General features: G+C 72.6%; 22 protein-coding genes and 2 pseudogenes. 8 read left to right on the forward strand and 16 right to left on the reverse strand.

The genetic code is table 11. The features are described 5' to 3' along the window. Positions 1 to 27: 27 nt before the first annotated feature. The 3 genes from ACIBBB_RS12995 to ACIBBB_RS13005 all read right to left on the reverse strand — a co-directional run bounded on the left by ACIBBB_RS12995 (position 28) and on the right by ACIBBB_RS13005 (position 2,966). Entirely contained in the window at positions 28 to 681 is a 654-nt protein-coding gene (locus ACIBBB_RS12995) for a response regulator (RefSeq protein ID WP_398981129.1), read from the reverse strand. After that, positions 678 to 2,000 carry a sensor histidine kinase gene (locus ACIBBB_RS13000; protein WP_398981131.1) on the reverse strand — a complete coding sequence of 441 codons (1,323 nt, stop codon included), beginning with the start codon at positions 1,998 to 2,000 and terminating at the stop codon, positions 678 to 680. The genes ACIBBB_RS12995 and ACIBBB_RS13000 overlap by 4 nt, the downstream gene beginning before the upstream one ends. A gap of 195 nt (positions 2,001 to 2,195) precedes the next feature. Then, positions 2,196 to 2,966 carry an IclR family transcriptional regulator gene (locus ACIBBB_RS13005; RefSeq protein WP_189108673.1) on the reverse strand — a complete coding sequence of 257 codons (771 nt, stop codon included), beginning with the start codon at positions 2,964 to 2,966 and terminating at the stop codon, positions 2,196 to 2,198. 150 nt (positions 2,967 to 3,116) lie between these two features. Between ACIBBB_RS13005 and ACIBBB_RS13010 the strand changes: the two genes are divergently transcribed. From ACIBBB_RS13010 to ACIBBB_RS13030, 5 genes and pseudogenes are all read left to right on the forward strand, one after another. After that, positions 3,117 to 4,661: an aldehyde dehydrogenase (NADP(+)) gene (locus ACIBBB_RS13010; RefSeq protein WP_398981133.1), complete on the forward strand. Its 1,545-nt coding sequence runs from the start codon at positions 3,117 to 3,119 to the stop codon at positions 4,659 to 4,661. Positions 4,662 to 4,912: 251 nt separating this feature from the next. Next, a pseudogene (locus ACIBBB_RS13015) lies at positions 4,913 to 5,095 on the forward strand (GTP-binding protein); the annotation flags it as partial. After that, a pseudogene (locus ACIBBB_RS13020) lies at positions 5,092 to 5,761 on the forward strand (GTP-binding protein); the annotation flags it as partial. The pseudogenes ACIBBB_RS13015 and ACIBBB_RS13020, both read left to right, overlap by 4 nt. A gap of 180 nt (positions 5,762 to 5,941) precedes the next feature. Beyond that, complete coding sequence (locus ACIBBB_RS13025; RefSeq protein ID WP_398981135.1) at positions 5,942 to 6,679, forward strand: DsbA family oxidoreductase; 738 nt, start codon at positions 5,942 to 5,944, stop codon at positions 6,677 to 6,679. A 92-nt stretch (positions 6,680 to 6,771) separates the two neighbouring features. Then, a complete protein-coding gene (locus ACIBBB_RS13030; protein WP_398981137.1) occupies positions 6,772 to 7,821 on the forward strand; it encodes an aminotransferase class V-fold PLP-dependent enzyme in 1,050 nt (349 codons plus the stop codon). 63 nt (positions 7,822 to 7,884) lie between these two features. On the opposite strand, the gene thpD is transcribed toward ACIBBB_RS13030, so the two are convergent. The 5 genes from thpD to ACIBBB_RS13055 form a co-directional block, all read right to left on the reverse strand. Next, positions 7,885 to 8,781 carry an ectoine hydroxylase gene (thpD, locus tag ACIBBB_RS13035; RefSeq protein ID WP_398981140.1) on the reverse strand — a complete coding sequence of 299 codons (897 nt, stop codon included), beginning with the start codon at positions 8,779 to 8,781 and terminating at the stop codon, positions 7,885 to 7,887. Between the two features lie 6 nt (positions 8,782 to 8,787). Further along, entirely contained in the window at positions 8,788 to 9,186 is a 399-nt protein-coding gene (locus ACIBBB_RS13040; protein WP_398981143.1) for an ectoine synthase, read from the reverse strand. A 115-nt stretch (positions 9,187 to 9,301) separates the two neighbouring features. Further along, entirely contained in the window at positions 9,302 to 10,570 is a 1,269-nt protein-coding gene (gene ectB / locus ACIBBB_RS13045; RefSeq protein ID WP_398981145.1) for a diaminobutyrate--2-oxoglutarate transaminase, read from the reverse strand. 59 nt (positions 10,571 to 10,629) lie between these two features. Continuing rightward, a complete protein-coding gene (ectA, locus tag ACIBBB_RS13050) occupies positions 10,630 to 11,181 on the reverse strand; it encodes a diaminobutyrate acetyltransferase (RefSeq protein ID WP_398981147.1) in 552 nt (183 codons plus the stop codon). Positions 11,182 to 11,487: 306 nt separating this feature from the next. Then, positions 11,488 to 12,618, reverse strand: coding sequence for a pyridoxal-phosphate-dependent aminotransferase family protein (locus ACIBBB_RS13055; RefSeq protein ID WP_398981149.1), 1,131 nt, complete (start codon positions 12,616 to 12,618; stop codon positions 11,488 to 11,490). Between the two features lie 119 nt (positions 12,619 to 12,737). On the opposite strand from ACIBBB_RS13055, the gene ACIBBB_RS13060 reads away from it, so the two are divergent. After that, the gene (locus ACIBBB_RS13060) at positions 12,738 to 13,829 is read left to right on the forward strand and encodes an amidohydrolase family protein (RefSeq protein ID WP_398981151.1); all 1,092 of its coding nucleotides are present in this window, start codon (positions 12,738 to 12,740) and stop codon (positions 13,827 to 13,829) included. Between the two features lie 337 nt (positions 13,830 to 14,166). Beyond that, complete coding sequence (locus ACIBBB_RS13065; RefSeq protein WP_398981153.1) at positions 14,167 to 15,093, forward strand: SCO1860 family LAETG-anchored protein; 927 nt, start codon at positions 14,167 to 14,169, stop codon at positions 15,091 to 15,093. Between the two features lie 74 nt (positions 15,094 to 15,167). On the opposite strand, the gene cobC is transcribed toward ACIBBB_RS13065, so the two are convergent. The 6 genes from cobC to cobM are packed head-to-tail and all read right to left on the reverse strand — an operon-like array spanning position 15,168 to position 21,656. Next, the gene (cobC, locus tag ACIBBB_RS13070) at positions 15,168 to 16,259 is read right to left on the reverse strand and encodes an Rv2231c family pyridoxal phosphate-dependent protein CobC (protein ID WP_398981155.1); all 1,092 of its coding nucleotides are present in this window, start codon (positions 16,257 to 16,259) and stop codon (positions 15,168 to 15,170) included. Continuing rightward, positions 16,243 to 17,193 (reverse strand): sirohydrochlorin chelatase, encoded by a 951-nt coding sequence (locus tag ACIBBB_RS13075; protein ID WP_398981157.1) that lies wholly within the window; start codon positions 17,191 to 17,193, stop codon positions 16,243 to 16,245. Before ACIBBB_RS13075 ends, cobC begins: the two co-directional genes overlap by 17 nt. Next, on the reverse strand, positions 17,190 to 17,813 hold the full coding sequence (locus ACIBBB_RS13080) for a precorrin-8X methylmutase (protein WP_398981159.1): 624 nt from the start codon (positions 17,811 to 17,813) through the stop codon (positions 17,190 to 17,192). The genes ACIBBB_RS13075 and ACIBBB_RS13080 overlap by 4 nt, the downstream gene beginning before the upstream one ends. Further along, positions 17,810 to 19,552, reverse strand: coding sequence for a precorrin-3B C(17)-methyltransferase (gene cobJ / locus ACIBBB_RS13085; protein ID WP_398981161.1), 1,743 nt, complete (start codon positions 19,550 to 19,552; stop codon positions 17,810 to 17,812). Before cobJ ends, ACIBBB_RS13080 begins: the two co-directional genes overlap by 4 nt. After that, positions 19,549 to 20,832 carry a precorrin-6y C5,15-methyltransferase (decarboxylating) subunit CbiE gene (gene cbiE, locus ACIBBB_RS13090; protein ID WP_398981163.1) on the reverse strand — a complete coding sequence of 428 codons (1,284 nt, stop codon included), beginning with the start codon at positions 20,830 to 20,832 and terminating at the stop codon, positions 19,549 to 19,551. Before cbiE ends, cobJ begins: the two co-directional genes overlap by 4 nt. After that, positions 20,829 to 21,656, reverse strand: coding sequence for a precorrin-4 C(11)-methyltransferase (gene cobM, locus ACIBBB_RS13095; RefSeq protein WP_398981165.1), 828 nt, complete (start codon positions 21,654 to 21,656; stop codon positions 20,829 to 20,831). The genes cbiE and cobM overlap by 4 nt, the downstream gene beginning before the upstream one ends. 92 nt (positions 21,657 to 21,748) lie before the next feature. Here cobM and ACIBBB_RS13100 point away from each other — a divergent pair, with 92 nt between their 5' ends. After that, positions 21,749 to 22,525 carry a ZIP family metal transporter gene (locus tag ACIBBB_RS13100; protein WP_398981167.1) on the forward strand — a complete coding sequence of 259 codons (777 nt, stop codon included), beginning with the start codon at positions 21,749 to 21,751 and terminating at the stop codon, positions 22,523 to 22,525. A gap of 17 nt (positions 22,526 to 22,542) precedes the next feature. Here ACIBBB_RS13100 and cobI read toward each other — a convergent pair whose 3' ends face one another. Further along, on the reverse strand, positions 22,543 to 23,298 hold the full coding sequence (gene cobI, locus ACIBBB_RS13105; protein ID WP_398981170.1) for a precorrin-2 C(20)-methyltransferase: 756 nt from the start codon (positions 23,296 to 23,298) through the stop codon (positions 22,543 to 22,545). Further along, a complete protein-coding gene (locus ACIBBB_RS13110) occupies positions 23,295 to 24,791 on the reverse strand; it encodes a cobyrinate a,c-diamide synthase (protein WP_398981326.1) in 1,497 nt (498 codons plus the stop codon). The genes cobI and ACIBBB_RS13110 overlap by 4 nt, the downstream gene beginning before the upstream one ends. Between the last annotated feature and the right edge of the window lie 25 nt (positions 24,792 to 24,816).

Consider the following 24,816-nt stretch of genomic DNA (forward strand, 5'->3'; position numbering starts at 1 on the left):
GCCGGTGGGCCGGAGGTGTCGGGGGTGTCACCGAGGACTGATGAACCCCGACTCGTACGCCGCGATCACCGCCTGCGTACGGTCCCTGACACCCGTCTTCGCGAGCACCGCCGCCACATGCGACTTCACCGTCGCCGGGCCGACGCCGAGCCGTCCGGCGATCTCCGCGTTCGTCAGACCCGTCGCCATCAGCCGCAGCACGTCCGACTCGCGCTCGGTCAGCCGGCGCGCCCAGGGCGGCGGCGCGGGCCGTCCGCGGGCGTACTCCGCCGCCAGCCCCCGCAGCGCGGCCGGGAAGAGCAGCGAATCGCTCCGTGCCACCAGCCGGACCGCCTGGACGAGGTCCTCGGCCGCCGCCCGCTTCAGCAGGAACCCGGAGGCGCCGACGCGCAGCGCGTCGTACACGTAGCTGTCGTTCTCGAAGGTCGTCACCACCACGACACGCGGTCCCGGGTCGGCGGCGCCGAGGATCTGCTCGGTCGCGCGGATGCCGTCGATCTCCGGCATCCGGACGTCCATCAGCACGACGTCCGGGCGGAGCGCGCGCACCACGGAGACCGCCTCCGTGCCGGTCGCCGCCTCGCCGACGACCGTCATGTCCGGCTCGGCCTCCAGGATGACGCGCAGCGCCGTACGGACCATCCGCTCGTCGTCGGCGAGCACCACCCGGATCTCGTTCACCGGCGGGTCCCGCGGGAGCCGCCGTCGGTGGGCAGCGGGAGGGCGACCGTCAGCCGCCACAGCGGGCCGTCCCGCCCCGCCTCGGCGTGTCCGCCGAGCAGCGTGGCCCGTTCGGCGACGCCGCGCAGTCCGCGCCCGCCCCCGGGCCGTACGACGGGCGCCGGCGCGGCGCCCGGCAGCGGATTCTCCATCGATATCTCCAACTTCTCGGTGCTCAGGGCGACATGGAGCGTGACGGGCGCGGCCCCGCCGTGCCGAAGGGCGTTGCTCAGCCCTTCCTGGACGATGCGGTACACCTCGCGGGACACCGGCCCGGGCACCGCCGCCGTATCGCGGTCGCCCGCGACGGTCAGGGCGACGGGTACGCCGCAGTGGGCCAGCAGCCCCTCCAGCGCGTCGAGCGTCGGCCCCGACGCGGCGCCCCCGTCCGCGTCCGGCTCGTCGCCCTGGCGCAACAGGCCCAGCACGGAGTCCAGTTCACCCACCGTGCGCCGGGTGGTCTCCTCGATCGCGGTCAGCGCCTCCCGTACGAACTCCATGTCCTTCGGCGCGCCGCTGTCCAGGATCCGGCGCGCCGCGCCCGCCTGGAGGGTCACCGCGCTCAGCGCGTGGCCGACCGAGTCGTGCAACTCGCGGGCGAGCCTGTTGCGTACGGCGAGATCCGCCGCGCGGCGTTCGGCGGCGGCCAGCCGGTCGGACGGCGTGGGCCCGAGCAGTACGGGCGCCAGGCGGGCCAGGAGCGCGCCCGCGGCCGCCGCGCACGCGGCCAGCGCGACGAGCGACGCAATCCCGGCGAGCGGCGCGAGAGCCACGACCCAGCCGTGGCTGAAGACACGGGGCATCCCCAGCCGGGACTCCCGCAGCGCAGACGACAGCGGCAGCGCCACCAGTGCCGCCGCGAACGGCGGCAGCGCCAGCGACATACCGCTGATGATCCCGCCGAGCCCGACATGCAGGGTGAACCAGCCGGTCGTACGCACCCTGGCCGCGCGCGAGCGGGCGGGACCGTCGGCCAGTGATCCCTCCGGAATCCCGCACAGCGCCCGCGCCGCCGCCACCGACAGCGGCCGTACGACAGGGAACAGCGCGCTCGCCGCCGCGATCGGCAGGGCGACCGCGTACGCGCCGAACTGGAGCCCGAGGGAGTTGGAGAACATCGTGTCGGCGTCCACGAGCGGGCTGACGATCACGGTGCCGAGCAGCCAGTAGGGCATCAGCAGAGCGCCGCCGAGGATCAGATGCGTCCAGCGCAGCCGCGCCCGTCCCCCGACGAGGGGGCGCAGAAGTGCCGCGGCCGACCGCCGGAGCAGCGCCTTCATGCCGCGCGGCGCCGCGGGACGGAGACGACGCCGCTGAGCGGCAGGAACCCGGCGACCATCGATACAGCGTAGGCGGCGGGAGATGTCCGGGTCATGCCGCCCATGCTTCCGGCCCGTGGCCCGCCCGCACCTCCTGCGCCCCGACGATCCCCCTCCGCCGCACGGGGGAGAGCGGCCGTACCGAAGAGCGCGCGGTCAGAGCCTGCGGGTGGCCAGCGTCAGACGGTCGCGCGCGTCGAACAGCGCGTCCTTGATCATCTGCTCGTGCGCGGGCGTGAGCCGCGCCACCGGCACCGAACAGCTGATCGCGTCCCGCGCGGGGGTGCGGTACGGGATCGCGATGCCGAAGCAGCGCAGCCCGAGGGTGTTCTCCTCACGGTCCACGGCGTACCCCTGCTCGCGGATCGTGTTCAGTTCCTCGATGAGCTTCTCGCGGTCGGTGATCGTGTGCTCGGTCAGCGCCGACATCGTCTCCGGCAGCATCTTGCGCACCTGCTCGTCACTGTGTGTCGCGAGCAGCGCCTTGCCGAGCGAGGTGGAGTGCGCGGGCAGTCGGCGGCCGACGCGGGTGAAGGGCCGCAGATAGTGCTGCGACTGGCGGGTGGCGAGATAGACGACGCTGGTGCCGTCGAGCCGCGCCAGGTGGATCGTCTCCGTCGTGTCGTCGGAGAGCCTGTCCAGGGTGGGGCGGGCGGCGGCCACCACCTCGTCACCGTCGATGTACGAGGTGCCGACGAGCAGCGCCCGTACGCCGATGCCGTACCGCGTGCCCGTCGCGTCGGTCTCCACCCAGCCCAGCTCCACCAGGGTCCGCAACAGCATGTAGAGACTGGACTTCGGGTAGCCGACCGCTTCCTGCACCGAGGCGAGGGAGTGCATCCCGGGGCGTCCGGCGAAGTACTCCAGCAATTCCACCGTCCGCACAGCGGACTTGACTTGTGCTCCACCCGTTTCCGCAGCCGACATTGTCCCTCGCCCCTATCTTGACCACTCTTGACCACACAGAACGCACAGAAATAGAGTCCCCTTGGATTCATCATCAGGAACTCTGTTCAGAATACCGAACAGCGCCTCGGTGATGACAGCGGACGACACAGGAATTGGAAGGAAGCCGCGGTGGCAGCAGTACCAGTCTGGAGTGTCGACCCCCGAACCGGGAAGCCGCGTGAGCAGGTCGCGGTCGAGGCCACCGCCGAGGAGGTCGACCGCGCGGTGGGCCGCGCGCACGCCACCCGGCCCGCGCTCGCCGACCGTACCGCGCGTGCGGCGCTCCTGCGTACGGCGGCGGATCTCCTCGACGAGTCGGGGGCGTACGCCATCGAGGCGGCGGACGCCGAGACCGCGCTGGGACCGGTCCGCCTCACCGGGGAACTCGCGCGTACGACAGCCCAGTTGAGGGCCTTCGCGGACGTCGTCGACGAGGGCGCCTTCCTCGACATACGGATCGACCACGCCGACGGCGACCGTACGCCGCCCTGGCCCGACCTGCGGCGGTGGAAGGTGCCGCTCGGCGTCGTCGCCGTCTACTCGGCCAGCAACTTCCCGTTCGCCTTCTCCGTCCCGGGCGGCGACACCGCGAGCGCGCTCGCCGCCGGCTGCCCCGTGGTCGTCAAGGCGCACCCCGACCACCCCGCCACCTCCGAGATCTGCGCCGCCACGCTGCGCAGGGCCGCGGCGCGGGTCGGCCTGCCTGAGGACGTGGTGGTCCTGGTCCACGGCTTCGAGGCCGGTGTGGAGCTGGTGAAGCATCCGCTGGTCGCCGGGGCGGGCTTCACCGGTTCGGTACGCGGCGGACGCGCCCTCTTCGACGCGGCGGCGGCCCGGCCCGCCCCGATCCCCTTCCACGGCGAACTCGGCTCGCTCAACCCCGTCGTGATCACCGAGGCGGCGGCGGCCGAGCGCCCCGAGCAGCTCGGCGCCGGACTGGCCGGGTCGATGACGCTCGGCGAGGGACAGTTCTGCACCAAGCCCGGCTTCGTGCTGGTCCCGGAGGGCGACGCGGGCGACAGTCTGCTCAAGTCGCTGACGACGGCCGTCAGCGAGACCGAGCCCGGCGTGATGCTCGACCACCGGATGCGGGACGCGTTCGTCGCGGGAGTGCGCGAGCGGGCCCAACTGCCCGACGTGGCATCCCCGATCACCCCGGGCGCGGGCGGCGACCACACCGTCAGCGCGGGCTATCTGACCGTACCGGCGCGGCACCTCGCCGCGAGAGGGCCGCATGATCTGCTCCTGGAGGAGTGCTTCGGCCCCGTGACGGTCGTCGCCCGGTACGGCTCCGACGCCGAGATCGGCGCCGTCCTCGGCCGCCTCCCCGGCAACCTCACCGCCACGCTGCACCTCGCCGACGGCGAGGCCGGGGACGCGGACTCCGGCGCCGCGCGGCTGCTCGCCGACCTGACGCCGCTCGCCGGACGCGTCCTCGTCAACGGCTGGCCCACCGGCGTCGCCGTCGCCCCCGCGCAGCAGCACGGCGGCCCCTACCCGGCGTCCACCTCCACGTCGACCTCCGTCGGCGCCACGGCGATCGAGCGCTGGCTGCGGCCCGTCACCTACCAGTCCACGCCCGCCGCGCTGCTCCCGCCGGAGCTGCGCGACGACAACCCGGCGGGACTTCCGCGCCGGGTGGACGGCCGCGCGGAGCCGGCGACCGCCCCGTAGACCGGCGGAGCCCGACCCGGGCCCCACCCCGACACCTGGGCCAACACCCCGACCCCCGACACACCCGGTAAATCGCTTGCCGGGAGGTCGGGGGTTTGCTGTACTCCCCGACGTCAAGCGGAGCGGCCGAGCCGCTCCTCCGTCGAGCCGCTCCTCCGTCGAGCCAAGCAACCCAGGAGCCGTCATGCGCCGAGCGTCAGTGTCCGTCCAGCAGAAGGAAACCCCTGCCTGTTCAAAGGACATGACGCTTAGTGAGTACGCTCAACTTGGGAATCCTGGCGCACGTCGACGCCGGTAAGACCAGCCTGACCGAGCGGCTGCTGCACGCCGCCGGAGTCATCGACGAGATCGGCCGTGTCGACGACGGGAACACCCAGACCGATTCCCCGGCACTCGAACGCCGGCGCGGCATCTCCCGGGCGACCGGGCGGACAAGGGCGCGCTGCACGCCGGGCTCACCCAACTGGCCGAGCAGGACCCGCTGATCAATCTGCGGCAGGACGAGATCCGGCAGGAGATCTCGGTCTCGCTCTACGGCGAGGTACAGAAAGAGGTCATCCAGGCGACGCTCGCCGACGAATACGGCGTCGACGTCACCTTCCGCGAGACGACGACGATCTGTGTCGAAGGGATCGCAGGAACGGGAAACGCGGCGGAGGTCATGGGGAAGGAACCCAATCCGTTCCTCGCGACCGTCGGACTCCGGGTGGAACCGGCGCCGCCCGGCAGCGGCGTGGAATTCCGGCTGGAGGTCGAACTCGGCTCCATGCCCTACGCGTTCATGAAAGCCATCGAGGACACCGTGCGGCTCACCCTGCGCGAGGGGCTGTACGGATGGGCGGTCCCCGACTGCGTCGTCGTGCTGACCCGCAGCGGCTACGCGCCCCGGCAGAGCCACGCCCACGCCACGTTCGACAAGAACATGTCGAGCACCGGCGGTGACTTCCGGCTGCTGACCCCGCTGGTGCTGATGGCCGCGCTGAAGGACGCGGGCACGATCGTGTGCGAACCGATGCACCACTTCCGCCTCGACGTACCGGCCGACACCTTCGGAGCGGTCCTGCCCGTCCTCGCCCGGCGGCGGGCCGTACCCCGGCCCGCTCCCGCACCGATCACGACCCGCTCAACCGAAAGGAGTACCTGCTCAGCGTGGTGCCCAGGGTCTCGGCGGGGGCCGGGTGAGACGGCCGGGACGGCCGGGAATGGGACGTGTGTCCGACGGGTTGCGGTAGGAGCGGAGGGAGGCTCCGCACCGACCTGCCCTGGAGAGAAGCAGACACATGCGCGTGGAGATCTGGAGCGACATCGCCTGTCCCTGGTGCTACATCGGCAAGGCCCGGTTCGAGAAGGGACTCGAATCCTTCAAGCACCGGGCCGACGTCGAGGTGGTGCACCGTTCCTTCGAGCTCGACCCCGGGCACGCCAAGGACGATGTCGCTCCCGTGGTCGACATGCTCGCCGCCAAGTTCGGCCGCTCCCGGCAGGAAGCCCTCGCCATGGAGGAGCAGGTGGCCTCGCACGCGCGCTCCGAAGGGCTCGGCTACCGCGTCGGCGACCGGGATCACGGCAACACCTTCGACATCCACCGGCTGCTCCATCTGGCCAAGGCGCGCGGCCGGCAGGACGAACTGCTGAGCGTGATCTACCGGGCGAACTTCGCCGAGGAGCGTTCCGTCTACCACCTGGACACGCTGGTCGATCTCGCCGTCGAGGCGGGCCTGGACGAGGCCGAGACGCGGGTACTCCTCGCGGACGAGGACGCGTTCGCCGACGAGGTACGGGCCGACGAGCGGGAGGCCGCCGAACTCGGCGCGACCGGCGTGCCCTTCTTCGTCCTCGACCGCCGCTACGGCGTCTCCGGGGGCCAGCCCGCAGAGGTCTTCACCCAGGCACTGGAGCAGGCGTGGCAGGGACGTGCGGTCACCCCCCTCGCCGCGGCCGGCACGGCGAACGACTCGGCCGCCACCTGTGACGCCGACGGCGGCTCCTGCGAGATTCCGGGGGCCCACAGTCATTGACGCAGGCCCAGGGCCATTCATAAGCATCCCTTGGGTCTTCCCCTCAGGAACGCGCAATTGACGGGGAGAGAGACCGGTCCCAGGGTGAGGTCATGGACACTCTGGGAGGGACCGAGTTCGAGCCCGCGACGACGTATCTGAACACCTCCACCTGCGGTCTGCTGCCGCGCCGGGCCGTCGAGGCGGTACAGGCGCTGGCCGCCGAGAACGGCACCGGGGCAGGGGACGGGGCGGGCAGTTTCGACTCCGTGGACGCGGCCCGCGCCTCGTTCGCCCGCCTCGTGGGGGTTCCCGCCGGGCGCGTGGCCGTCGGGGGCTCCGTGGCGGTCCATGTCGGTCTGATCGCGGCCTCGGTGCCGCCGGGCAGCGAAGTCCTCATGGCCGAGGGCGAGTTCAGCTCCGTCGTCACCCCCTTCGCCGTACGCGGTGACCTCAAGCCGCGCTATGTGCCGCTGGAGTCGCTGGCCGACGAAGTACGGCCGGAGACCGCGCTGGTGGCCGTCTCGGCCGTCCAGTCCGGCGACGGCCGCATCGCCGATCTGCCGGCGGTACGGGCCGCCGCCGCGGCGCACGGCGCCCGTACGCTGCTCGACACCACCCAGGCGGCCGGCTGGCTGCCCGTGGACGCGGGGGCGTACGACTACACGGTCACCGGTGGCTACAAGTTCCTGGTGAGCCCGCGCGGCACCTCGTTCCTGACCGTCAGCGAGGAGGCGCAGGAGAGGCTGGTGCCCATCCACGCGGGATGGGTCTCGGGCGAGTCCATCTGGGCCAGCACGTACGGCCCCGTCGAGCAACTGGCCCACTCCGCCCGCCGGTTCGACGAGCCGACGGCCTTCCTCGCGTACCACGGCGCCGAACAGCCCCTGGCCGTGCTGGAGGAGGTCGGCGTCGAGCGGATCCACACGCATGTCACCGCGCTCGCCGACCGCTTCAGGGCCGGCCTGGTCTCCCTCGGACACGAGCCGGCCGCCGCCCCCGGCTCCACCGTCGTGGCCGTCCCCGGCCTCGGCGACCTGCGTCCCCGGCTCATCGCGGCGGGCGTGAAGGTGGCGGTCCGCGCGGGTAATCTGCGCGCCGCCTTCCATCTGTACAACTCCACGGCGGACGTGGACCGCGCCCTCGACGTCCTCGCGGGCTGAGCGATGAACGAGGTGCGGGGCCGGTCGTGACGACCGGCCCCGCACCCTTCTGCGCAGGCGGACTCAGCGGACCGGCGTGAAGTCCCTGGAGCCGATGAACGACGGCCGTGGGGAGGGCGCCGCGAACGGCTCGACCGCCGTGTTCTCCACGCTGTTGAAGACGATGAAGACGTTGCTGCGCGGGAACGGGGTGATGTTGTCGCCCGAGCCGTGCATGCAGTTGCAGTCGAACCACGTCGCCGCACCGGCCTTGCCCGTGAAGAGCTTGATGCCGTGCTCCGAGGCGAGAGCGGTGAGCGCCTGGTCCGAGGGCGTCCCCGCGTCCTGCATCTTCAGCGACTGCTTGTAGTTGTCCTTCGGCGTCTCGCCCGCGCAGCCCAGGAAGGTCTTGTGCGACCCGGGCATGATCATCAGGCCGCCGTTGGTGTCGAAGTTCTCGGTCAGCGCGATCGACACGGAGATGGTCCGCATGTTCGGCAGACCGTCCTCGGCGTGCCATGTCTCGAAGTCCGAGTGCCAGTAGAAGCCCGAGGCGCCGAAGCCCGGCTTCACGTTGATACGGGACTGGTGGACGTACACGTCCGAGCCGAGGATCTGCCGGGCCCGGCCCACCACACGCTCGTCGCGGACCAGACCGGCGAAGAGCTCACTGATCTTGTGGACCTCGAACACGGACCGCACGTCCTGGGACTTGGGCTCGATGATCGAGCGCTCGTCGGACCGGACGGACGGGTCGGTTACCAGCCGGTCGAGTTCGGCGCGGTAGAGCGCCACCTCGTCGGGGCCGATCAACTGGTCGACGGTGAGGAACCCGTCCCGCTCCAGACCCTGGAGCTCGCCAGGAGTGACCGGGCCGGGGGTGCCGGGCGGTGACCAGACGACGGGGTCCTGACGCGGGGTGGTCACCTCACCCACGCCACGGGTCGGGTACAGGTCGGTGCGTGCAGGGGCGGTGGTCATGGTGGTTCAGCCCTCCTCGGTCAGCAGCGGGTATACGCCGTTCTCGTCGTGGTCCTCCCGCCCTGTCACCGGCGGGTTGAAGACGCAGACACAGCGGAAGTCGGTTTTCGGCCGGAGCGTGTGCTTCTCGTGGCCGTCGAGCAGATACATCGTGCCGGGGACGATCCAGTGGGTCTCGCCCGTGTCGTCGTTGGTGAGTTCGGCCTCACCCTCCACGCACAGCACCGCCTCGATGTGGTTCGCGTACCACATCGGTGTCTCGGTACCCGCGTAGAGCACGGTCTCGTGCAGGGAGAAGCCGACCTTCTCCTTGGCGAGCACCAGGCGCTTGCTCTCCCATGTGCCCGACGCCGATTTCACATGGCGGCCGGTGTTCTCGATGTCCTTCAACGATCGAACGATCACGGTGGCTGGGACCCTTCTGTGCTGCGGCGTGCTGTGGTGCTGTGCCGCGTTGTCCTGGTTCTGGTGCCCCCCTGGGGCCCGGGTCAGACCCGGGCCCCAGGGGTGACCTTCGCGGTCAGGCGGTCTCGCGTACGGCGCGGGCCAGCGTGCGCAGACCCTCGTCCAGTTCCTCGGGCGTGACGGTCAGCGCGGGAAGGAGCTTCACGACCTCGCTCTCCGGGCCGGAGGTCTCCAGCAGGAGCCCCAGCTCGAAGGCGCGGCGGCAGATCGCGCCGGCCCGCGGCTTGTCCTCGAACTCCATGCCCCAGACGAGCCCACGGCCGCGGAAGCTCACGCTGCCGGGCGGGCACTCCTCGACCATGGCCAGCAGGGCGCGCTCGACCTGCTCGCCGCGCGCCAGGGTCTGCTTCTCCATCTGGCCGTCGGCCCAGTAGGTGTTCAGCGCGGCGGCGGCCGTCACGAAGGCCGGGTTGTTGCCGCGGAACGTGCCGTTGTGCTCTCCGGGCTCCCAGATGTCCAGCTCCGGCTTGAAGAGCGTCAGCGCCATCGGCAGGCCGTAGCCGCTGATGGACTTCGACAGCGTGACGATGTCCGGGGTGATGCCGGCCTCCTCGAAGGAGAAGAACCCGCCGGTGCGTCCGCAGCCCATCTGGATGTCGTCGACGATGAGCAGCATGTCCTGGCGCTCGCACAGAGAGGCGAGCGCGCGCAGCCACTCGGCGCGGGCGACGTTGATGCCGCCCTCGCCCTGCACCGTCTCGACGATGACGGCGGCGGGCTTGTTGAGCCCGGAGCCCTGGTCGCCGAGCAGCCGCTCGAACCAGAGGAAGTCCGGGACCTGGCCGTCGAAGTAGTTGTCGAACGGCATCGGGGTGCCGTGGACCAGCGGGATGCCCGCTCCGGCCCGCTTGAACGCGTTGCCGGTGACGGCGAGCGAGCCCAGCGACATGCCGTGGAAGGCGTTGGTGAAGGACACGATCGACTCGCGGTTCTTCACCTTGCGGGCCAACTTGAGGGCCGATTCGACGGCGTTGGTGCCCGTGGGGCCCGGGAACATCACCTTGTACGGCAGATCACGGGGCCGCAGCACCACATTCTGGAACGACTCCAGGAAGGCGCGTTTCGCGGTGGTCGCCATGTCCAGGCCGTGGGTGATGCCGTCGCGCTCGATGTAGTCGATCAGCGCCCGTTTCAGTACGGGGTTGTTGTGCCCGTAGTTGAGAGAACCGGCGCCGGCGAAGAAGTCGAGGTAGCTGTGACCGTCCTCGTCGGTGAGACGGCTGCCCTTCGCGCGGTCGAACACGGCCGGCCAGCCGCGGCAGTAGCTCCGCACCTCGGATTCGAGGGTCTCGAAGATACTCAGGACGGGCGGGGTGATGGTCATGGCAGTCTCCTGAAGGGTGGGGGAGAGAGGAGTGAGGGATTGGGGGAGTGGCGCTCTGCTCAGGTCGTGAGCGGGCCGATCCGGTACAGCACCTCGGGCTGGTGTCCTCCGTCGGGGAAGAGCTCCCCGTCGAAGAGCACCTCGCGCTCCAGGGTCGCGCCATGACGCTCGGAGAAGGCGTGGAACATACGGTCCGACGCCGTGTTGTCGGGGGTGACGGTCGTCTCGACAGAGGTGATCCCCTGCTCCTCGGTGACCCGCCCGACGAGTGCGTCGAGCAGGGTGCCCGCGAGGCCCTTGCCCCGGTGGGCGCTGTCGACGGCCACCTGCCAGACGACCAGGGCCTCCGGGCGTTCGGGTCTGATGTAACCCGTGACGAAGGCGATGGGGGCCCCGTCGGCTCCGGAGGCGGTGTCGCGGGCCACGACCGAGGTCGCGGCGAAGTCACGGCACCACAGCAGATAGCTGTACGAGGAGTTCAGGTCGAGCACCTCGGAATCGCGGGCGATGCGCCAGATCGCAGCCCCGTCCTCCACTCGTGGGGCGTCGATCCGGAGGGATCGCGTGAATTCGCTTCGGACACCTGCAAGGTCTGCTTGGGCGGCAGTCATGTCTATTGAATTTACCCAGCGGATTCCGAAATCGCATCGTCAGCAGGGGTTGGTCGGCGAACCGATCTGTGTTATCACGCGGGCGCGTGCGCCAAGGTGACGGAGAGGTGATCTGGGCTGGTTTGTCTGGGAAATATCGGGCAAGACGGGCGCGCTTGTGTGCTCGGTCACATATGCGTAACGCTCTCGACCCTTGTCGGAATTACGCCGTCGCCGTTGTTGAAACCTTGGCGTTTAGGATCAGAAAAAGCGGGCAGACGAATACGGGAAGCTGCGCGGAGAAGAATACATTCCCGTATTCTCGAATTAACGCCGCCTTTGTTTTCGGGATGCGGTTCCGGGCCAACTGTCGGATACTGCCTTCTCGGCCGCCGCGGGATTGATATCGGCGCCCGCGGCCTTGAGCGCGACGCCCAGTGCGGCGAGCGAGGAGCGCACCGCTCCGGGGGTGGCGTCGGAGCCGTAGTGGTTGACCCGGATCATCTCCTTGGCCAGTGCCCCGCCCCCGGCTATCAGGGGCAGCGAGGGGTCGGCGGCCAGGGCGTCGGCGACCAGCGCGGCGGCGTCGAGCCCCGCGGGGGTGCGCAGCGTGGTCGCGACCGGGGCGGCGTCCCGCGCCGCGTACACGTATGGCTCAATTCCACCGCCGAGTGCGAGCGCGCCCGACCGGGTGGCCGAGGCCGCCGAGGCGTGTGCCGCCATTCGGGTGGCGAGCCCCTCTTCCTCGATGCGCTCCAGGCACGCCTCCAGGGCCAGCATCTCCAGCTGGGCCGGGGCATGCGGCAGAGCCGCGCGGCCGGTGTCGATCCAGCGCTCCTTCCAGTCGAGGAGCGAGAGGTACGAGCGGCGCGGCGCCCCCGGGTTCGAGGCCAGCCGCTCCCAGGCGCGGGCGCTCACCGACACCGCGGAGACCCCGGCGGGGCCGCCCATGGCTTTCTGCGCGCCGATCACGCACAGGTCGACGCCCCAGGCGTCGGGCAGCAGCGGCTCGGCCGCGACGGACGCGACGGCGTCCAGCATGAACAGGGCCCCGTGGGCGCGGACGACCTCACCGATCTCGGCCACGGGATTGGTGTTTCCCGTGGCCGCCTCCGCGTGCACCAGCGACACGAAGTCGATCTCCGGGTGCTCCGCCAGCGCCCGCTCGACCTGCTCGGCGGTGGCCGCGCCGTGGAAGGGCACTTCCAGGTCCACGACCGAGGCACCGCAGTCGCGAAGCCAGTTGCCGAAGGTCTGGCCGTAGGGACCGGTGACGACGTTCAGCGCGGTCGAACCGGGGCGGGCGCCGCCGCGGACGCAGCCCTCCAAAGGAAGCAGCGCCTCACCCTGCATGATCACCACGTCCTGCTCGGTGTCGAGCAGGGCGGCGACCCGTCGCTCGACGGCCGCGAAGCGGGCGGGGGTGAGGGGAGGGAGATCCAGCAGGGGGTGGGTCACGGCGATGTGCTCTCTTCGGGTCGGGCGGGTCGGTCGGGTGGGGCGGGTTCGGTCGTCGCTCGAACGGTGTTCGGACACTCCCTCGTCGAGAGTACTCAGCGCCTCGTAAAGTTCGGCCCATGAGTGATCGCACGGTGCTGCATGTGAAGGGGCGGGTACTCGTCGGTCCCGACGACGTCAGGGACGAGCTGTGGGTCGTGGACGGGCGGACAACCTACGAACGCCCGTCCGGCGCGCGTGACATCCGTACGGTCGCGGGCTGGGCCGTGCCGGGCCTGGTCGACGCCCACTGCCATGTGGGCCTGGACACCCGGGGACCGGTCGACGAGGCGACGAGCGAGAAGCAGGCGCTCGCCGACCGGGACGCGGGCACGCTGCTGCTGCGCGACGCCGGATCGCCGTCCGACACCCGTTGGATCGACGACCGTGACGATCTCCCGAAGATCATCAGGGCCGGCCGGCACATCGCGCGCACCCGCCGCTACATCCGTAACTTCGCCCATGAGATCGAGCCCGGCGACCTCGTCGCCTTCGTCGCCCAGGAGGCCCGGCGGGGCGACGGCTGGGTCAAGCTCGTCGGTGACTGGATCGACCGTGAGGCCGGGGACCTGACCGCGTGCTGGCCGCGCGGCGAGGTCGAGGCGGCGATCGCCGAGGCTCACCGGCTCGGCGCCCGCGTGACGGCACACTGCTTCGCGGAGGTCGCGCTGCGCGATCTCGTCGAGGCCGGGATCGACTGCGTCGAGCACGCCACGGGGCTCACCGACGACCTGATCCCGCTCTTCGCCGAGCGCGGCGTCGCGATCGTCCCCACGCTGGTCAACATCGCCACGTTCCCGGACCTGGCCGCCGGCGCCGAGACCAAGTTCCCGCGCTGGTCGGCCCATATGCGGCGGCTGCACGAACGCCGTTACGACACGGTGCGCGACGCGTACGACGCGGGCATCCCGGTCTTCGTCGGCACGGACGCGGGCGGTTCCCTGGCGCACGGTCTGGTGGCCGACGAGGTCGCGGAGTTGGTGAAAGCCGGTATTCCGCCGGTGGAGGCGGTATCGGCGACCGCGTGGGGAGCAAGGGCCTGGCTGGGGCGTCCGGGCCTTGAGGAAGGCGCTCCGGCCGATCTGGTGGTGCTGGACGCGGACCCGAGGGTCGATGTGCGGGTGCTGGCGGCCCCGCGGCGGATCGTGCTCAACGGGCGGGTCGTGGGCTGACGTTCGGCGCGCGCTCTTCGGCGAGGTCTCGGCGCGTTGTCGGGTGCGCTCCCGTTGTCGCGTCGTTGACGGCATGGGAGTTGCTGGTCAGCGGCCGTACGCCTGCCGGAACGGGCGGCTGCGCGACCGTACGCCCCCCGTGCGGGTGGCCGGAAGGAACGCTCGTACCCGCAGATTCGAACGTGGACGCGGAAACCCCACTTTGGAGTGAACTCACCGCAGGTGTCCGCCAGTTCACTCTCGGTGCGTAAAGATTCCGGTGTCTCGGTCGCCGCCGCCCATGTGTCCCCGTGCCGGCCGGTCGGCGACGTCAAAACTCTGTGGGGGTTCCACCATCGTGAACAGCAATGTCTTCCGCATGCCCGCACGCCGCTCCGCCGCACTGGCCGCCGCCGTGGCCCTGGTCGCGGGACCCGCCGTGCTCGCCGCCCCGGCGCAGGCCACCGGAGGAACCGGAGCGACCTCAGGAAAGGGCAAGGCGGGCGCGGTCGTTCTGCGGACCGCCCTCGATGTGTCCCTGCTCGACAAGACGGTCGAGGTGCCGCTGCGGGCGTCGCTCAACGAGGTGCGGGCCCCGGCCGGCGCCGACAGGACCGCGCTGACCGTCGAACTCGACGGGGTCGACCAGGGCAGGCCGTTCACCCTGCTGCGCGCCGACGTCGCGACCGCGCGGGCCACCGCCGACGACCACAAGGCCGAGGGCTATGCCAACATCGCCCACGCCAAGGTCCATGTCCCCGGGCTGCCTCTGCTGTCGCTCATCGAGGTCCAGGAGGTCACCTCCAAGGCGGTCTGCGAGGCTGGGAAGAAGCCCGTCGCCGAATCCAACCTGCTCGGCTCCGTCACCGTCCTCGGCAAGAAGGTCACGCTCTCCGCGGGCGGACCGACCCGCGTCGAGGTGCCGGGCGTCGGCGAGGTGACGCTCGACCTGTCGAAGACGCGGACCACGTCCCGTACGGCCGCCGCGACCGCGCTCGAACTGCGGGTGGCGGTGAATCCGCTCAAGCTGAACGTCGCCGACGTCCAGGGCACCCTCACGCTCGCCGAGGCGACCTGTGAGGCGCCCGCCGAACCGGTGGAGCAGGAGCGGCCGGAGCCGGAGAAGGAGGGTGTCGAACCGCAGACCGCCTCCGAGCCGGCCCCCGAGAACCTCGCGGAGACGGGCGGCGGTTCGACGACGCCGTATCTGGCGGGCGGGGCGGTGCTGTTGCTCGCCGTGGGCGGCGGCGCGATGGTGCTGGTGCGAGGGCGCGGCAGGAGCTGACGGGGGCGCGCCGGTCGCCGGTCGCCGGTCGGGGCGGGGGCCGCCCGACGACCGGTCGCGTACGAGGGCGCCTGTCAGGCGCGGACCGGCGACAGGGCGCGGCCGAGCGCCTGGAGGAAGCGGTCCGTCGTCGCCCGGTCCCGCACCGCGATCCGCAGCCACCGGGGCCCGAGCCCCGGGAACGTGTCACCGCGCCGCGCCGCGAAGCCCAGCGCGCGCAGCCGCTCCCGTACCGTGTCGGCCGAGTCCATCGCCACGAGCACGAAGGGCCCCGCGGCCGGTTCCACGGCGCGTACGCCGTCGAACTCGGCCAGCCCGGCCAGCAGATGGGCCCGCTCCACCGCCGTGCGGCGCGCGGCAGCCTCGGCCTCCGCGATCGCGGCGGGTGTCGTACACGCCTCGGCGGCGGCCAGCGCGGGCGTGGAGACCGGCCAGAGCGGCTGGGCCGCCGCGAGGGCCGCGACGGTCGCCGGATCGGCCAGTACGTAGCCGATCCGCAGACCGGCGAGCCCCCACGTCTTGGTCAGACTGCGCAGCACCACGAGCCCGGGTACGTCGCCGTACGCAGCCAGCGCCTCCGGCTCCCCGGGGACCGCGTCCATGAACGCCTCGTCCACGACCAACGTCCGCCCCGGACGGGCCAGTCGAAGGAGGTCCTCGGCCGGATGCAGCACGGACGTCGGGTTCGTCGGATTGCCGACCACCACCAGATCCGCCTCCTCGGGGACGGCGCCCGGATCCAGCCGGAAGCCGTCACGGGCGTCGAGCAGCACGCGCCGTACGGTGTGCCCCGCGCCGACCAGCGCCGCCTCGGGCTCCGTGAACTGCGGGTGCACCACGACGGGGTGGCGCGCGGCAAGGGCGCGGGCGAGCAGGACGAACGCCTCGGCGACGCCCGCGGTCAGTAGCACGCGCTCCACCGGCAGCCCGTGGCGCGCGGCGACGGCGGCCCGTGCCGCGCGTCCGTCCGGGTAGGCCGCGAGGGTGGTGAGCGACGCGGCGATCCGCTTCCGCAGCCAGTCGGGGGGCGTGCCGGGGCGGACGTTGACCGCGAGGTCGGTCAGGTCCGCGCCGTCGTCCCGTACCTCGGCGTCGCCGTGGTGCCGCAGGTCGTGGTGGGCGAGGTCGGGGTGCACGGGGTCGTGGGCGTCAGTGCGCGTGCGCATGACTGCCGTTGCCGTTGTCGCTGCCGCGATGATGTCCGTGCCCGTGGTGCCCGTGGTGCCCGTCGTCGTCGGGGTGGAAGTGCGGCTGCTGCGGCGCCCCCACCTTGGCCTCGAAGCCGGGCAGGGCGATCCGGTAGACGCACGAGTCGCAGTTCATCCGCAGATCGCCCTGGACCGCCTCGTGATAGCGCTCCATGACCAGGTCCAGCAACTCCTCGGTGGGACCCACCACATCGGCCGACGCCACCTCCGTCTCCGGATGCGCCACCGCCCACTCCCGCGTCTGCCGCACGACCCGCTCCGGCAGGATCCCGGTGAACAGGAAGTACGGCAGGACCACGATCCGGCGCGCCCCGAGCCGTACGCAGCGGTCGAGCCCGCTCGGCACGTCCGGCGCCGCCAGTGACACGAAGGCCGTCTCCACACCCGCGTAACCGCGACCCTCCCAAAGAAGGCGCGCCGCCTTCAGCACCTCCGCGTTGGCGTCGGGGTCGGTCGAACCGCGCCCCACGAGCAGCACGGTCACCTCGGACCTGTCGCCGTCGAACCCCTCCAGGCCCGCCAGCGCCTCCTCCAGGCGCCGTTCGAGGACCGTCAGCAGCCCGGGGTGGGGGCCGAGCGGACGGCCGTAGGTGTACGAGATCCCCGGGTGCCGCTCCCGCTCGCGCTTGAGCGCGGCCGGTATGTCGCCCTTGGCGTGCCCGGCGGACACCAGCATCAGTGGGACGGCGGCGAACCGGGTGACGCCCCGCTCGACGAGTTCGGCCACGGCGTCGCCGATGGGCGGCGCCGACAGCTCGATGAACCCGCCCGCGACGGGCAGTTCGGGGTGCCGCCTGCCCAGCTCCCGTACGAACTCCCGGAAGGCCTCGGCGCCCCCGGTGTCCCTGGTGCCGTGGCCGGCGATGAGCAGTGCGGGTCGGGGGGTGCTCACGCGTTCTCCTTGGCGAGGTGGTGCTGGGGCGGGTGGTACGGGTGGTAGAGCAGGGCGTTGAGCGCGGCGGCGGCCACGGCGGAGCCGCCCTTCTCCGAGACGTTGCTCATCGCCGGCAGCCCGCTCTCGCGCAGCGCGGCCTTGGACTCGACGGCGCCGACGAAGCCGACCGGGAGCCCGATCACGAGCGCGGGCGCCGCGTCCAGGAGCAGCAACTCCTCCAGCGCGGTCGGGGCGCAGCCGATCACCCAGAGCGCGCCGGGGCCGACCTCTTCGTACGCCAGGCGCACCGCGTGCGCGGAACGGGTGAGCCCCGGCCCCGACACGGCCTCCTCAAGTCGGCAGACCGCCGTGCGGCGGGTGATGCCGGCGGCGACCATCCGCACGTCGGCGACGACCGGGGCGCCCGCGTGCAGCGCGCACTGCGCGGCGGACAACGCGGCCTCGTCGCAGACGAGATCGCTCAGATACGCCGGATCGGCCGCCGAGTGGATGACGCGCTCCACGACCGCGCGGGTGAGCGGTGCGAGGTGCGAGGTGTCGACGCGGGCGCGCAGCCTGCGGAACGACTCCTCCTCGATGGGGTGGACGACTCGGTCGAAAGCGGGGTCGAGGCTCATCGGGCTCCCTCCGACTGCCACCGGTAGCCCCGGGGCGTGACCATGCGGCCCGCGATCTCACGGGTGGCCGTGTTGCCCACCGTCACCACCGTCATCATGTCCACCGTCGCAGGGTCGAGCCGGGCGAGCGTGGTGAGGTGGCTGGTGCCGTCCGGGCGGGACGCGTTGCGTACGACTCCGACAGGCGTCGTCGCCGTACGGTGCTCCGCCAGCAGGGCCAGCGCCTTGGGCAGTTGCCAGTCCCGGCCGCGGCTGCGCGGATTGTAGAAGGTCACCACGATGTCGGCCTCGGCCGCCGCGCGGACGCGGCGTTCGATGACCTCCCACGGCGTGTGCAGGTCGGACAGGCTGATCGAGACGTGGTCGTGTCCCAGGGGCGCGCCGAGAATCGCGGCGGCGGCCAGCGCGGCCGTCACCCCCGGTACGCCGACCACCTCGATGTCGTCGGCCGCCTCCGCGAGCGCGGGCGACGCCATCGCGTACACGCCCGCGTCGCCGCTGCCGATGAGCGCCACGGCGTGGCCCGCCTGGGCCTCTGCCACCGCCGTACGGGCCCGCTCCTCCTCGTGGCCGAGCCCCGACTCGACGACACGCGTGCCGGGCCGGAGGAGGTCCCTGATCTGGTCGACGTACTGGTCGAGCCCGACGAGCACCGAGGCGCGCCGCAGTTCGGCCGTGGCGCGCGGAGTCAGCAGGTCCCGCGCGCCCGGCCCGAGCCCGACGACGGCGAGCCGCCCGCGCGGAGGCCTGCGCACGACGGCACAGGTGGCCATAGCGGGCCGCCCCTCCGGGCTGGACTTCCGCTTCTGTACGAGGAGTTCACCGCCGCGCCCGGCGGCGAGCGCCGCGGCCTCGGCGACGGACGGGGTGCCGACGGCCGCGAGGGGCGCGTCGGACGGGTTGGGCACGGCGATCCCGGCCAGCACGCCGGCCGGGTACGTCCTGACGGGCACCCCGAACCTGCCGGCCGCCTCGACGATCCCGGGCTCGTCCGCCTTGGCGTCGACGGTGGCCAACTCGGCGACGCTGAGGACCGACAGCCCGGCGTCCCGCAGCGCGTCCCGGACGACGTCGTACACCTCGTCGCCGCTCACGCCCTTGGCGGCACCCACCCCGACGACGAGCGACGGCGGTCGCAGGACGGCGTCCGTCGGCCCGAGGGGCACGACCCGGTCGGTGAGGAGGATGGTGGCCCCGCCCGGTGCCACGGTGTCCGGTGTCACGGTGTCCGGCGCCCCGCCCCCCGTCACGTTCGGCGGCAGCGGGGGCAGGGGCCACACCGCGTCCGCCCGTAGCGTCACCGGCGTGCCGTCGAGCAGCGCCCGCGTGACCGCCGCCGGCGCGCCCTCGACCGGCAGGCCCAGCGTGTCGAGGCCCGGGACGCCCGTGGCGTCCGTCGCCGTCGTGATCACCGGGGTGGCCGCCAGGACCGACGCGACCTCCGCCGCCAGGGAGTTCGCCCCTCCGCCGTGGCCGCCGAGCAGCGAAACCGCGTACCGCCCCGCCTCGTCCACGCACACGACGCCCGGGTCCGTCGTCTTGTCGGCGAGCAGCGGGGCCAGGAGCCGTACCGTCGCCCCCGTGGCGAGGAAGCACACCAACTGTTCGCACTCGGCGAACGCGCGCTCCGCCGCCTGGCGTACCGGGCCGTCGTAGACGCGCGTGCGGCCGGGCCAGGCCGTGGCCAGGCGGTCGCGGGCCGAGGCGCCCGCCGCCGTCGCGGAGATCAGGCCGATCACTGGGTCGCTCCTCGCGGGGGGTCGGGATCCGGCGCGGCGGGACGGTCGCCCCACAGCAGGAAGACAGGGTTCGTGCCCGCGAGCCGGGTCACGTCGCCCGGGAGCGGCGCGAGCCGCGAGGAGTGCAGCAGTACGCCGCCGGTGGCGAAGCCGGCGTCGGCCAGGGCTTCCCGCACCGCCGGCACCCGGTCCAGCGCGGCCACCGACACCACGACCGTCCGGCGCGCCCGGCGCGCGCACTCCGTGACGACGGCGGACAGGTCACGGCCGCCGCCACCGACGAACACGCCGTCCGGATCGGGCAGTCGGGACAGCGCCGCGGGCGCGGAGCCGTGCACTGTCTGGACGTCGACGCCGTGCGCCAGCGCGTTGGCGCGGACTCGCTCGATGCCGTCGGGCGACTTCTCCACCGCGATCGCCGCCGCGCCGAACCGCGCGCACTCCACGGCCACCGACCCCGAGCCCGCGCCGACGTCCCACACCAGGTCGCCCGTCCTCGGCCCGAGCCTGGCAAGTGCCAGGGCACGCACCTCGAACTTGGTGATCATCGAGTCGCGGTACGCGAACTCCTCCTCGGCCAGGGCCCAGCGTGCGGGTCCGGGGGTGCGACCGGCCAGCGTGCGGGGGACCGGGGCGTGCGCCCGCGCCTCGTCCAGGCAGAGCACCACGGTGAGCGGCTCCGGCCAGTCGCGGGACGCCGCCTCGGCGGGGGACAGGCGCTCGACCCGCTCGCCGTCCGGGTCGCCCAGCGCCGACGCGACGACCAGCGTGCGCGGCAGCCCGGTGCCCGCGAGCGCGGCGCCCAGCTCGGCCGGGCCCGCTCCCGGACCGGTCAGCACCGCCGCCTTGGGATGCGCGCGGCAGACGTTGACCGCCGTACGGAGGTCGCGTCCGTGCGCGCTGACGACGACCGCGTCGTCCCACGGCAGGCCGATCCGGGCGAACGCCACGGCGACGGACGGGGCGGCGGGCCGTACGTCGAGAGCTCCGGCCCCGAAACGCCCGGCCAGCGCCCGTACGATCCCGAACAGCCCCGGGTCGCCCGAGGCCAGCACCACGGCACGGCCGGCGTCCTCACGGGCGTGGTGCCGAGCGATCACGTCCAGCGCGGGCGCCAGCGGTCCGAGCTCCACCCGCGGGATCCCTCCGGGCAGTCCGGCCACCGCCGCGGCCTCCTTGAGATGCCGCCGCCCGCCCACGACCAGCGTCGCCTCGGCCACGGCCCGCAGGGAGTCCCCGGAGAGCGGTGTCCCCGTCCCCGTGCCGATGACGGTGATCACCGCGCGGCGCCCCGGGTCCGCTCCTCGCGCAGAGCCTTGCGGGCGGCCGGGTCGGCCCGCCGGAACCCGTGGAAGTGCCCGGGGTGGTAGAGGTGCGAGCGCGTCCCCGACGCCGACAGCGCCGGTCCGACCAGGAACAGCGTGTGCTTCCAGAGCTTGTGCTCCTTGACGGTCTCCTCCAGCGTGCCGATGGTGCAGCGCACGACAAGCTCCTCCGGCCAGGTCACCTGATGGGCGACGACGACCGGCGTCGAGGTCGGATAGCCGCCCTCCAGAAGCTCCTGCGTGAGCTGTCCCGACCGCGCGGCCGACAGGAACACCGCCATCGTCGTGCCGTGCCTGGCGAACTCCCGTACCTCCTCACCCGGCGGCATCGGCGTCTTGCCGCCGCCCAGCCGGGTCAGGATCACGGACTGCGCGATCTCCGGAATCGTCAACTCCCGCCCCGCGACGGCGGCGACGGCCGAGAACGACGAGACGCCCGGCACGATCTCCACCTCCAGACCGAGCGCGTCGCAGCGGTCCACCTGCTCCTGCGTACCGCCCCAGAGGGCCGGGTCCCCGGAGTGGATCCGGGCGACCTTCAGCCCCTCGCGCGCCGCCCGTTCGTACACGGCGACGACGTCCTCCAAAGAAAGCGCCGCCGAGTCGAGGATCTCGGCGCCCTCGCGCGCGTGGTCGAGCACCTCCGCCTGCACCAGGCTGGCCGCCCAGATGACGACGTCGGCGGCGGCGATGGCGCGCGCGGCGCGAAAGGTCAGCAGGTCGGCGGCGCCGGGGCCCGCGCCGACGAAGGTCACCTTGCCGGCGGTGTGATCGGTCATGAGCGGTGGTCCTCGCGGGTCAACGGGGCGGGGGAACGGAAGGGGTGAACATGGATGTGCGGACCGGGGGTCCGATCGGCTAGCAAGGGCGCATGGCGGTGTTCGTCGCGCTCGGCGCGTTCCTCATGACGCTCTTCGGCGGGTGGACGGCGCAGCGCGTCACCGACCGCCGACATCTGGTACTCGGCCTGGCCGGCGGGCTGATGCTCGGTGTGGTCGGCCTCGAACTGCTGCCCGAGGCCATGGACGCGGCCGGCGAGGACTTCCTGGGCGTCCACCGGGCGCTCCTGCTGTTCGTCGGCGGATTCCTCTTCGCGCACGTCGTGGAGCGCCTGCTGGCCGTACGCCGGGCCGCGCACGGCGCGGCGGACGCCGAGACCACGCACGGCCACGCGGGGGGCCACGGCGGCGGCGCCGGCCGGACCGACCGCGCGCCCGAGGTGGGCCTGACGGCGGCGTCCGCGATGGTGCTGCACAGCCTGATGGACGGCGTCGCACTCGGCGCCGCGTTCCAGGTCGGCGGCGGCATGGGCGCGACCGTCGCGCTCGCCGTCATCACCCACGACTTCGCCGACGGCTTCAACACGTACACGCTCACCAGCCTCTACGGGAACGACCGCCGCAGAGCGTTCACGATGCTCTTCGCCGACGCCCTCGCGCCCGTCGTCGGGGCGGCCTCCACACTGCTGTTCACCCTTCCGGAGGAACTGATCGGCAGCTATCTCGGGTTCTTCGGCGGCGCGCTGCTGTATCTGGCCGCCGCCGAGATCCTGCCCGAGGCGCATCACGAACACCCGGCGCTGTCGACGCTGCTGTGCACCGTCGGCGGCGTGGGCTTCATCTGGCTTGTCGTGGCGCTGGCCAACTGACCCGCGCCGGCCCGCGCTCACAGCTTGCCCCCGCGCCCGCCGTCGCGCCGCGCGGGTGCGATGAGCGTCGAGAGGTACGGCAGCGTCCCCTGCTCAAGCTCGGACGCGGGGCGGATCGACTCCTCCGGCAGCCCGAGCGCCGACCCCCACACCGCGCCCTCCGTACGGCCGGTCTCCCGCAGCGCGGTGGCGACCTCACCGGCCAGCCGCCCGAACTTGTAGGCCACGACGGTGCCCGGACCGTCCAGGGCGTCCTTCAGTACGGAGGCGCCCGCCGTCACGGGGACCAGCGTCAGCGGCTCGGTCCCCTCGGTCAGTACGGCGCCGCCCCGCGCGGCCAGGTCCTGCATGGCGGTGATCCCCGGCACGGTCTCCACGACCGTCCCCGGCACCAGCTCACCGATCGTCTGGGCGAGATAGGTGAAGGTCGAGTAGACGTTCGGGTCGCCGAGCGTCGCGAACGCCACGCTTCCGTACGGATGCGCGCGCAGCAGCTCGGCGACGTGGCCGCCCGCCGCGTCCCAGGCGGCCTCGCGACGGGCCCGGTCGGCCCGCTCGTTGAGCGCGAAGACGACACGCCGGACCTTCTCGGCGCCGATGTAGTGCAGCACGGTCGCCTCGGCCCGGCCGGGCTCCCCGCCGTCCGTGCCGTCGGCCGCCGCCATGACGGGTACGACGACGACGTCCGCCTCCCGCAGAAGACGTACGCCCTTCACCGTCACCAACTCGGGGTCACCGGGCCCCACCCCGACCCCGACGAGTCTGCCGCTCATGCCGTGCACCTTTCGACGAATCTCCGTGCCATGCCGGGCGCCGCCGCCCAGTGCGTATGCAGATAGCTCGCGTGCACGCCCCGCTGTACGAACCCCTCGACCCGGCGCTCGGGCCGCACGAGCCCCCACGCGGGCGCCGCGCCGGCCCCCGGTTCGAGCACCGTCCGGTGGAACTCGTGTCCCCGAAGGCGTGTCCCGGCAGCGGCGAGGACGCTGTCCCCGACGGCGACGGCCTCCCGGTACCCGAGCGTCAGCCGCTCCGACATCCGCGCGTCGGCGCCGAGCACGCCACACATCGGCGCCCCGTCCAGCGAACGCGCGAGATAGAGCAGCCCGGCGCACTCGGCGGCCACGGGGGCGCCGGAGTGGGCCAGTTCGGCGACGGCTTCGCGGAGGGGTTCGTTGGCCCCCAACTCGGGCGCGTAGACCTCGGGAAACCCGCCACCGATGACCAACCCCTCGGTGCCGGGCGGCAGTCGCTCGTCCCGGAGGGGATCGAAGACGACGACATCGGCGCCGGCGGCGCGGAGAAGCTCGGCATGCTCGGCGTACGAAAAGGTGAAGGCCGGTCCCCCGGCGACGGCTACGACGGGCCTCTCCGGCCTCTCCGGCGTTTGAGGAGCGGGGCCCGGGGCGGAACCCTGAAATACAGCCCGCCCGGCGTTTGAGGGCACGGCCGAAGCCCGTACGGGGCCCGGGGCTGAGACCCGGTCGAGGGAAGGGGCGGGTAGGAGAACAGGCCCGCCGCCGACGCCACCCCCCACCTCCCGCCCCGCATCCCAAACCGCAACCTCCAAGGAGGGCGCACTCCGCGCCAACCGGAGCAGCCCCTCCACGTCACACCCCACCCGCACCCGCTCCGCCACCCCCCGCACAACCCCCACCGCGTCCCCCCGCCGCTCCGCCACCGGCACCAACCCCAGATGCCGCGACGGCGTCTCGATCTCGGCCGCCCGCCGCAGTACGCCGAGCACCGGCACCCCGGACTCGTCCAGCGCCTCACGCAGCAACGCCTCGTGCCGGTCGGACGCGACCTTGTTGAGGATCACCCCGCCGATCCGCACCTCCGGGTCCCACGACGCGAACCCGTGCACCAGCGCCGCCACCGACCGGGACTGCGACGACGCGTCCACGACGAGCACCACGGGCGCGCGCAGCAGCTTCGCCACCTGGGCGGTGGACCCGAGTTCGCCCTGCCCGGCGGCGCCGTCGTACAGCCCCATCACGCCCTCGACCACGGCCAGGTCACAGCCGGCCGCGCCGTGCGCGAAGAGCGGTGCGACCAGCTCCGTACCGCACAGATACGCGTCGAGGTTCCGGCCCGGCCGCCCCGTCGCCAACGCGTGGTATCCCGCGTCGATGTAGTCGGGCCCGACCTTGTGCGGGGACACGGCGAGGCCACGCGCGGCGAAGAGCGCCATCAGCCCGGTGGCGACGGTGGTCTTGCCACTGCCGGACGCCGGCGCGGCGATGACGAGTCGCGGCACGGACACCCGTGAGACGGCGCGGACCGGGGCG

The organism is Streptomyces sp. NPDC051217 (assembly GCF_044455465.1).
Classification (GTDB): Bacteria; Actinomycetota; Actinomycetes; order Streptomycetales; family Streptomycetaceae; genus Streptomyces.

What these genes read in the sequence shown, in the direction of transcription:
- ACIBBB_RS13000 (WP_398981131.1), bottom strand. Translation starts at nt 2,000, where the DNA reads ATGAAGGCGCTGCTCCGGCGGTCGGCCGCGGCACTTCTGCGCCCCCTC.
- ACIBBB_RS13005 (WP_189108673.1), bottom strand. Translation starts at nt 2,966, where the DNA reads ATGTCGGCTGCGGAAACGGGTGGAGCACAAGTCAAGTCCGCTGTGCGG.
- ACIBBB_RS13025 (WP_398981135.1), top strand. Translation starts at nt 5,942, where the DNA reads ATGCGCGTGGAGATCTGGAGCGACATCGCCTGTCCCTGGTGCTACATC.
- ACIBBB_RS13030 (WP_398981137.1), top strand. Translation starts at nt 6,772, where the DNA reads ATGGACACTCTGGGAGGGACCGAGTTCGAGCCCGCGACGACGTATCTG.
- thpD (WP_398981140.1), bottom strand. Translation starts at nt 8,781, where the DNA reads ATGACCACCGCCCCTGCACGCACCGACCTGTACCCGACCCGTGGCGTG.
- ectB (WP_398981145.1), bottom strand. Translation starts at nt 10,570, where the DNA reads ATGACCATCACCCCGCCCGTCCTGAGTATCTTCGAGACCCTCGAATCC.
- ectA (WP_398981147.1), bottom strand. Translation starts at nt 11,181, where the DNA reads ATGACTGCCGCCCAAGCAGACCTTGCAGGTGTCCGAAGCGAATTCACG.
- ACIBBB_RS13060 (WP_398981151.1), top strand. Translation starts at nt 12,738, where the DNA reads ATGAGTGATCGCACGGTGCTGCATGTGAAGGGGCGGGTACTCGTCGGT.
- cobC (WP_398981155.1), bottom strand. Translation starts at nt 16,259, where the DNA reads ATGCGCACGCGCACTGACGCCCACGACCCCGTGCACCCCGACCTCGCC.
- ACIBBB_RS13080 (WP_398981159.1), bottom strand. Translation starts at nt 17,813, where the DNA reads ATGAGCCTCGACCCCGCTTTCGACCGAGTCGTCCACCCCATCGAGGAG.
- cobM (WP_398981165.1), bottom strand. Translation starts at nt 21,656, where the DNA reads ATGACCGATCACACCGCCGGCAAGGTGACCTTCGTCGGCGCGGGCCCC.
- ACIBBB_RS13100 (WP_398981167.1), top strand. Translation starts at nt 21,749, where the DNA reads ATGGCGGTGTTCGTCGCGCTCGGCGCGTTCCTCATGACGCTCTTCGGC.
- cobI (WP_398981170.1), bottom strand. Translation starts at nt 23,298, where the DNA reads ATGAGCGGCAGACTCGTCGGGGTCGGGGTGGGGCCCGGTGACCCCGAG.